The sequence below is a fragment of the Agreia sp. genome, from assembly GCF_964263775.1.
Lineage (GTDB): Bacteria > Actinomycetota > Actinomycetes > Actinomycetales > Microbacteriaceae > Agreia.
The window spans coordinates 1-3,782 of the sequence record NZ_CAXVWM010000144.1 but is presented as its reverse complement, the minus strand read 5'-3'; the positions used below and the strand labels follow the sequence as shown (position 1 = coordinate 3,782).

The window sequence follows — 3,782 nt, the reverse complement described above, 5'->3', positions numbered from 1 at the left end:
TGCACGATCGAGAGCAGCGAATCCATACCGTCGAGCCGGGCCAACGGCACGGGAACGCCGACCACGGGCAGCGTCGTCACGGCGGCCAGCATCCCCGGCAGGTGGGCCGCTCCCCCGGCGCCGGCGATGATCACACGAAGGCCCCGATCCCGCGCCGTGCGCCCGTAGTCGATCATCTTCTCGGGCGTGCGGTGGGCGGAGACGACCTGCACCTCGTGCGCGACACCGAAGTCCTTCAGTACCGTCACGGCGGCCTCCATGACCGAGAAGTCGGAATCCGACCCCATGACGACGCCCACGACTGCCGGTTCGGTGCTCATCCCCTCAGCCTACTGAAGCCACGGCCTCACGCCGCGTCGTATGCCCGCCGCAGCGCCTCATACACCTCGTCGTCGACGTCGTCAGCCGACGCGAGGCGCACGCGGAGGGTCACCATCGCATTCCACGAACCCGACGCCTCGAAGCGGCCGGAGGGCTCCTCGCCCGTGAGCTTCAGCCCGAGGTCGAACCGGTCGGCCGTGAATTGCGCCACGGCGAACTTCTTCGTGCCTCGCAGCAGGCTCACGTACGTGTCGGTCGCGGCCAGCGACGTCTCGGCCCCGCCCAGGTCGAGGCGCGCGAGGAGCGCGTCGAAGACCGGACGCCAGTGACCCTTCGCCCCCGCGAAGATCTTCGCGATGCGATCATCCGGAGCCGCCCTCGGCACCTGCCGGTCTTTGAGAATCGAGAACACCGCCATGCTGTGCCCCGCACCGAGCCCGTACTCGTCGGCCAGCCACTTCTTGACGACTCCGGCGGGCGCGAGCGGCTCGAGCAGGCCCTTGGCCGCTGCCTCCGCCACGAAGTCGTCGGGACTCTTGCCCGTCTTCTGGCGGATCGTGTCGATGTGGGCCTGGAACGTCATCCGTCTCCTCGTCAGCAACAGTGGTGTCGCACCATTATCGCCACCACTGCCCCCGATTCCCACCCGGGCGGAACCGGGGCGACCCGCGGCCCCGAGAGCGGCGGGTGCGCCGAGCGCCGCCCAGGTGAGGACGGCGGGCCAGCCGCAGCTACAGCGGGATGTTCCCGTGCTTCTTCGCCGGCAGCGACGCCCGCTTCGTGCGCAGCGCCCGCAGGCCCTTCACGATGGCCACCCGCGTCGCGGCCGGCTCGATCACACCGTCGAGCTCACCGCGCTCCGCAGCCAGGAACGGGGATGCCACGTTGTAGGTGTACTCGTTCGCGAGCTTCGTGCGCACCGCCGCGACGTCTTCGCCGGCATCCTCGGCCCGCTTGATCTCGGGACGGTACAGGATGTTCACCGCACCCTGCCCGCCCATGACGGCGATCTCGGCCGTCGGCCATGCGAGGTTGAGGTCGGCCCCGAGTTGCTTCGAACCCATCACAATGTAGGCCCCACCGTAGGCCTTCCGCACGATGACGGTGATGAGCGGGACCGTCGCCTCGGCATAGGCGTAGAGCAGCTTGGCGCCGCGGCGGATCACACCCGTCCACTCCTGGTCGGTGCCCGGCAGGTATCCCGGCACGTCGACGAGTGTCACGATCGGAATCGAGAACGCATCGCAGAACCGCACGAATCGCGCCGCCTTCTCGCCCGCCTCGATGTTCAGCGTCCCCGCCATCGCGTTCGGCTGGTTCGCGATGATGCCGACCGAGCGCCCCTCGACGCGCGCGAACCCGATGAGGATGTTCGGGGCGTACAGCGGCTGAACCTCGAGGAAGTCTGCGTGGTCGACGATGTGCTCGATGATCGTGTGCATGTCGTACGGCTGGTTCGGACTGTCGGGGATGATCGTGTTGAGCTTGTGGTCGGCATCGGTGATCTCGAGTTCTGCCGTCGACTCGTACACCGGCAGCTCGGCCAGGTTGTTGTCGGGCAGAAAGCCGAGCAGCGTGCGCACATAGTCGAGCGCGTCGTCTTCGTCGCTCGCGAGGTAGTGCGAGACACCCGAGACCGTGTTGTGCGTGAGCGCGCCGCCGAGCTCTTCCATGCCGACGTCTTCGCCGGTCACGGTCTTGATCACGTCGGGCCCGGTGACGAACATCTGGCTGGTCTTGTCGACCATGATCACGAAGTCCGTCAGCGCCGGGGAGTACACCGCGCCGCCCGCCGCCGGACCCATGATGATCGAGATCTGCGGGATGACTCCTGAGGCCTGCGTGTTGCGCCGGAAGATCTCGCCGTACTTCCCGAGCGCCACGACCCCTTCCTGGATGCGCGCGCCACCCGAGTCGAGCATCCCGATGATCGGCACGCCGGTCTTCAGCGCGAGATCCATCACCTTGATGATCTTCTCGCCGGCGACCTCGCCGAGCGAGCCGCCGAAGATCGTGAAGTCTTGCGAGTACACGGCGACCTGGCGCCCGTGGATCGTGCCCGTGCCGGTGACGACCGCATCGCCGTAGGGCCGGGACTTCTCCATGCCGAAGGCCACGGTGCGATGGCGCACGAACTCATCGATCTCGACGAACGAGCCCGCATCGAGCAGCTGGTCGATGCGCTCGCGTGCGGTCTTCTTGCCTCTGGCGTGCTGCTTCGCGATGGCGGCCTCACCACTCGCGGTCACGGCCTCGTGGTACCTGTTCTTCAGGTCGACCAGCTTGCCCGCGGTGGTGTACATGTCGGGCGCCTGTGCAGTTACGTCTTCGCTCACCGGTTCACTCTACCGGCCAGCCAACTCCGCCAACCGTTGGTGGATTGCTACAAGATTGCCGCGCATCCATTGGTTCTCACCCGTGCGCCCTGCCCGAATCGGCCGGGCCCTGCGCCTAGGGTGATGCCTATGAAACTGCCCATCAGTTCTGCGGTCGCCGAGCGGCTCGAGTGGCTTCACCGAGTGGGCTCGACGAACGACGCGTTGCGCGAGCGGGCGACGGGGCCGGATGCCGCGGCCTGGCCCGATCTGTCGGTTCTCGCCACCGACACCCAGACCCAGGGCAGGGGCCGTCTCGGCCGCACGTGGACCGCGCCGGCCGGCAAGTGCCTCGCCGTCTCGGTGCTGTTGCGCCAGCCGATCGATGCCGCATCTCCGCTGCCGCCCGACAGGCTGGGCTGGCTTCCGCTCATGGCGGGCGCGGCCATGACGCAGGTCGTGCGTTCCCTCATCGAGGGCGAGGTGGGCCACGCCACCCGAGTTCACCATCATCCCGTGGTCTCGCTCAAGTGGCCGAATGACGTTCTCATCGACGGCGCCAAGGTCAGCGGAATCCTCAGCGAGCTCGTGCCGTCGACCGGGGTCATCATCGGGGCGGGCCTCAACATCTCGCTCGCCGAGGGCGAGCTTCCGGTCTCCACGGCAACCTCGCTGCTTCTCGCCGGCGTCGAGCACGCATCGCTGGATGCGGCGCTCGCGGGGTACCTGATCAACCTCTCCCGGCTCTACGAAGAGTTCGTGCGCGCCGATGGCGACGCGGTCGCGAGCGGGCTGCACGCCCTCGTCACCGCGCTCTGCGGCACCCTCGGCAGTCCCGTGCTGGCCGAGCTTCCCGGGGGCGAGGTCGTCTCGGGCATCGCGCGCGAGATCGACGAGCTTGGCCGCATCGGTATCGATCGCGGCTCGGACGGCCGGAGAGTCGTCGTGGCCGCAGCAGATATCACGCACCTGAAGGTTTAATAGGCCCATGTCCGCCCCGAAAGAGCCGCGCCCGAGCTTCGGCGCGCTCATCCACGGTTCGGATGCGCCCACCGAGGTCTACGCCGCCGCGGGGCGTCCGGCCGCGACGCCCCCTGTGCCGGCCCCGGCGCCGTCGGCCTTCTGCGAGACCGTGGCGACCGAACG

The 3,782-nt window shown here is 68.2% G+C and carries 4 protein-coding genes; 1 reads left to right on the top strand and 3 read right to left on the bottom strand.

The window, feature by feature from the left end:
* The 3 genes from ACE5CZ_RS11090 to ACE5CZ_RS11080 all read right to left on the bottom strand — a co-directional run.
* On the bottom strand, positions 1–320 hold a 320-nt coding region (locus ACE5CZ_RS11090), incomplete at its 3' end, for a 5-(carboxyamino)imidazole ribonucleotide mutase (protein ID WP_374947388.1).
* A gap of 26 nt (positions 321–346) precedes the next feature.
* Complete coding sequence (locus ACE5CZ_RS11085; RefSeq protein ID WP_374947387.1) at positions 347–904, bottom strand: DUF5655 domain-containing protein; 558 nt, start codon at positions 902–904, stop codon at positions 347–349.
* Between the two features lie 148 nt (positions 905–1,052).
* Positions 1,053–2,624, bottom strand: coding sequence for an acyl-CoA carboxylase subunit beta (locus ACE5CZ_RS11080; protein ID WP_374947389.1), 1,572 nt, complete (start codon positions 2,622–2,624; stop codon positions 1,053–1,055).
* 162 nt (positions 2,625–2,786) lie between these two features.
* Here ACE5CZ_RS11080 and ACE5CZ_RS11075 point away from each other — a divergent pair, with 162 nt between their 5' ends.
* The gene (locus ACE5CZ_RS11075; RefSeq protein ID WP_374947386.1) at positions 2,787–3,617 is read left to right on the top strand and encodes a biotin--[acetyl-CoA-carboxylase] ligase; all 831 of its coding nucleotides are present in this window, start codon (positions 2,787–2,789) and stop codon (positions 3,615–3,617) included.
* Positions 3,618–3,782 lie beyond the last annotated feature (165 nt).

What these genes read in the sequence shown, in the direction of transcription:
- ACE5CZ_RS11085 (WP_374947387.1), bottom strand. Translation starts at nt 904, where the DNA reads ATGACGTTCCAGGCCCACATCGACACGATCCGCCAGAAGACGGGCAAG.
- ACE5CZ_RS11080 (WP_374947389.1), bottom strand. Translation starts at nt 2,624, where the DNA reads ATGTACACCACCGCGGGCAAGCTGGTCGACCTGAAGAACAGGTACCAC.
- ACE5CZ_RS11075 (WP_374947386.1), top strand. Translation starts at nt 2,787, where the DNA reads ATGAAACTGCCCATCAGTTCTGCGGTCGCCGAGCGGCTCGAGTGGCTT.